Origin of the sequence: Psychrobacter nivimaris, assembly GCF_904846365.1 — a bacterium.
Classification (GTDB): Bacteria; Pseudomonadota; Gammaproteobacteria; order Pseudomonadales; family Moraxellaceae; genus Psychrobacter; species Psychrobacter nivimaris_B.
In genome coordinates this window covers 1-3,861 of sequence record NZ_CAJHAL010000063.1, presented here as the reverse complement: position 1 = coordinate 3,861, position 3,861 = coordinate 1, and the positions used below count along the sequence as shown (strand labels likewise).

5 protein-coding genes are annotated in these 3,861 nt (G+C 38.1%); all 5 read right to left on the bottom strand.

The features are described 5' to 3' along the window. Nucleotides 1–643: DUF6236 family protein (locus JMX63_RS14240; RefSeq protein WP_201573162.1), on the bottom strand; the 643-nt coding region annotated here is incomplete at its 3' end. A gap of 70 nt (nucleotides 644–713) precedes the next feature. Continuing rightward, nucleotides 714–911, bottom strand: coding sequence for a hypothetical protein (locus JMX63_RS14235; RefSeq protein ID WP_201573159.1), 198 nt, complete (start codon nucleotides 909–911; stop codon nucleotides 714–716). Nucleotides 912–941: 30 nt separating this feature from the next. Next, nucleotides 942–1,940 (bottom strand): replication initiation protein RepM, encoded by a 999-nt coding sequence (gene repM, locus JMX63_RS14230; RefSeq protein WP_201573156.1) that lies wholly within the window; start codon nucleotides 1,938–1,940, stop codon nucleotides 942–944. A 278-nt stretch (nucleotides 1,941–2,218) separates the two neighbouring features. After that, the gene (mobV, locus tag JMX63_RS14225) at nucleotides 2,219–3,349 is read right to left on the bottom strand and encodes a MobV family relaxase (protein ID WP_201573154.1); all 1,131 of its coding nucleotides are present in this window, start codon (nucleotides 3,347–3,349) and stop codon (nucleotides 2,219–2,221) included. Nucleotides 3,350–3,501: 152 nt separating this feature from the next. After that, nucleotides 3,502–3,861, bottom strand: a 360-nt coding sequence (locus JMX63_RS14220; protein WP_201573144.1) for a DUF6236 family protein, incomplete at its 5' end; no start/stop codon positions are given.

Here is a 3,861-nt window from a genome sequence, read left to right as displayed (position 1 = left end):
CATAAAGATTTAACTCAGCTGATAAATCATGCTTATTTGATTTTTGAAAACGTTCATGCGTTACTTTGTCTAGGTCATTTATGGACTTTGCAAGCTTAGATAATGCCTTCTTTGACGCTAAACTTTGGTCAGGGGATGATAAGGCTTGTTCATAAAATTCATCTAAATATTCGTGGAGCGCTATAAATTCATTTTTCCTCTTTTCCTTAAACTCTAAAATATCATGAATATTAACTTCTCCTGTCGGCACAGGAAGACAAGCAGCTAGGTCAATACGTAGAGTATTCCGTTCTTCGCTATAGTCTTCTAAAAGAAGGCACTTCTCTCCAAACTGTTGGATAACCCAATCTGTACCTTTATTTTCTTTGACTAAGTCTTTGGCAACTTTACTTTGGCAAGAAAGCATAGCGTCTGTATCAATCAACCCTGAAAGTTGAACTAAGGGGCGTTTTATAGCTCCAGCCGATATAAATTCCTCTTCTTGAGGTATGCCTATGTATACGGCATTATTAGCTGGAATAACCACCTCATCCCAGTAAAGAGCGTAATAACGCAATTCATCTATATTTAGATTTCGTTCTATTTGAAAACCTTCTGGCAGTCTATTTATGATGGCAGGTGCAGCTATTATTCCTCTGTTCAAGTATCTCTCCTTTATTGCATTAACTTCATTCTTGTTTTTATAGCATATCTAACTAGATTTCGTGTGCGCTCTATTTTATTTCTAAGTGTGGTGCTTGTGATTGTCTTATGCGCAGGTCTGATTTGGCTTGTATATCCTTACCCCAATTTGTTGCCCTAACTGCTACCAGCTGGCGGTAATTCTCGTCCTCGCTCATTTGTATGGCGTTCAGTGCTGACCTGTCTAACCAGCCTTGCACTAAATCCTTTTTATCTTCGTTATCGCTCATAGTCTTATCTTCCCTATTGTCATTTCACTCTTAAAATCTATCTGCTTGTTCGTCATCAAGATACTCTTTCATAGGTCGTTTGGTGAACTTACTAGGGTCTTTCTTGAGCCAAGTTGCCATATGCGTAATCCATGCACTAGACGAGCTGTTAGCAGGATTTTGTGGCATTACCAAGTGAGCGTAATCCGATATGAATTTCTTGCTATTCACAGCTCTAGCAATCTGTTTGGAGTTATAGGGATTGCTAGCTTCTGTATCAGTCTGATTATTTATCCAATCTATAGTATTAGGGTCACGGTTTTTTGGTGTTACCTTCTCTTTTTTCTTCTGTTTGATGCTAAACCAAAAGCCAGCAACCTTACGTCCTTCCTTGTATTGCTTGAGTTCAACAGTGATATCAGTATGCTTGTTTATTTGCTCTATAGCAGGACTTACTACTATGCGTTTGAAATTATCCATGCGTGGGTACTGGTAAGGACTTAACCCTAACTTACTCTTAAATTCATTAAGTTCCATTTTGGGTGTTTTTGGCTGACTTTTCCATGCAACCAACACCTCATAAAGCCTTAAGGCATAACCACTTGTAAGTTGGCTTACTTGCTTAATCTCATAACTTGTTAAATTCTTCTCAAGCTCTGTAATTAAAGGGATTACAACCCTAGAAAAAGTAAGTTCCACTACTGCTTGATTATCAATGTAAGCAACATCTGAAACCCAACGGCTGGTAATATTAGCTACCCCATTACCCCTTTTCTCTTGGTAGCTGAACTGTCTTGCAAATAGTGCCTTACAAGCGTCTTTTAAGCCTTCATAAGCTGTTGAACGGCTGCTTATATCGAACTGCTTGATATAGTCTTCAGCAAACACCTTTATAGGTTTATCAAAGGCTATGTAATCAAGCTCATTTTTATGTGTATGCTCTCTAATTACAACGATAGCCAACAATAACAATCTTTGCTCAACCAGTGTTAGGTTGTAAGTCGCTTGAATAAGTGAGTTTTCTTTCACCACTAATGAATTACAATTCATTTAACTATGCCTTTTTTTTGAATAGTTTTAACTATATAGCATATAATATAGTTAAATGCTCGGAATTTATAGTTTTTAAAATCGGAATTTATAGTTTTTAAAGTCAGTTATGCTCGGAATTTATAGTTTTTAAAATCGGAATTTATAGTTTAATGGGCTCTGTATCCATTGGTAATAAAGGGATGTAGCGCTTCGATAAATAGTACAAATATCTTTTACAAATAAACAAATAGGATTTCTTTGTTTATTTGAAGAATAAAGAACAAAAGAAAGAGCATCTAAATTGAAATATCTTTGTCTTTATCCTGAGTTTTTGGGTCAGGTAATCTGTCAATTATCTCTGGCTCTTTCATTAATTTGTTTTTAACCACTCGCACAGCTTCATGGTCTTTCGAATTTCTGGTTACTTTCAGTACCCAATCCACTTTAACCCTTTTAGACCTTGGTAATGTCTTATAGAAACTGTTCCATTTGTCTCTATATTCCGTTGTAACCGACCTCTGACTTGCTTCTGATAACTCCATAGCTTTTTTACTTTCTTCCCTCTCTACAGCGATTTTACGGCTTTCTAGCTGTATCAGCTCATTAATCCTTTTAATTTCATCTTCGGTTAGACCCTTAGTAGCCACCAAGTAAGGTTCAACATGCTTTTTTAGGTCTTCGTAGCTACTTTCAGCAATCTTTTTATCTAATTTAGCTCTCTCATAATCATTCAAGATGCTCTGTGCAGCCTTAACCGTAGGTTCTACTTGGTTGATAACTGCTGATGTGACCTTTTCGCCATAGCTAGCCTTACTCTCCAGTAGTTCAGGTTTAGGTGGTTCTGCTTTGATACTGAAGTTTCGAGCGTTGTTGATGTCGTGGTAATACTCCTTGATGCTGGTATGTTTGGCTTTAGAGCCTTCCTTGCCCCTAGTTAGCCCCAAGTCAGCGACCGTATTGGCAAAATCGGTCTGCATCTTGTTTAATTTAGTCCGACCACCTAGAAACTCTTTGCAGTTGAGCTTCCCTCTTTGGTCAATGGGAACAACATAAGCGACTAAATGCGGTGTAGTTTCGTCCCTATGAAGGCTCATACCAGCGATATTTTTCTTACCATGCTTGTCATAGAGCCACTGACCAGCTCGCTCAAAAAAATCGTATTCCTTGTCTGTTCCCCAGCCTTCCCAATCAGGACTGGCAGTTATCAAATACTCAATACATAGAACAGCGTCAGACCGTCTTTTTTCAGGGAGTAAATCTTGTATTGCCTGTTTGACCGCTTCAGGGGTAGCAACGGTATGTTCATTTTCAGAGCTACGATTAGGGTCAGCATTAGGCGTATCTATCGTCCTGTAGTTGTGTGCAAGACTCCCGCCAATGTTCCCCATTGTCTTTAATTTTGCAGTCCTTAAAATTGCATAGTTCATAGCCACCTTTTCCCTGTTAATTGTGTGTAGTTTTTCAAAGGTGTACTCACTACACCTTTATATTATAATTAGCAAAGCTAGATTAAGATATAAAGGTTACTTGAGCAAGGGGCGAACCCCTTTGAACCCCAAAAAAAACCACAGCCAATAATTTATATTGGCTGTGGTTTTAAGTAACCATTCTTTCTAGCATCTGATAGGTATGCTAATTTTAAATTTTTCTCTGCTGGTTGAAAAGTGCGAGTTGTTTTAGCTGTCACTCTCACAGTTGACATTAAAGCACCAGCAATGGTTGCTATAGGTAATGTAAAGCCACTTGCAAAATCTAGCCCCGTACTGGCAGCTAGACCTGCACCAGCAGCAGCACCTATCCATATATCTCGACCATAAAGATTTAACTCAGCTGATAAATCATGCTTATTTGATTTTTGAAAACGTTCATGCGTTACTTTGTCTAGGTCATTTATGGACTTTGCAAGCTTAGATAATGCCTTCTTTGACGCTAAACTTTG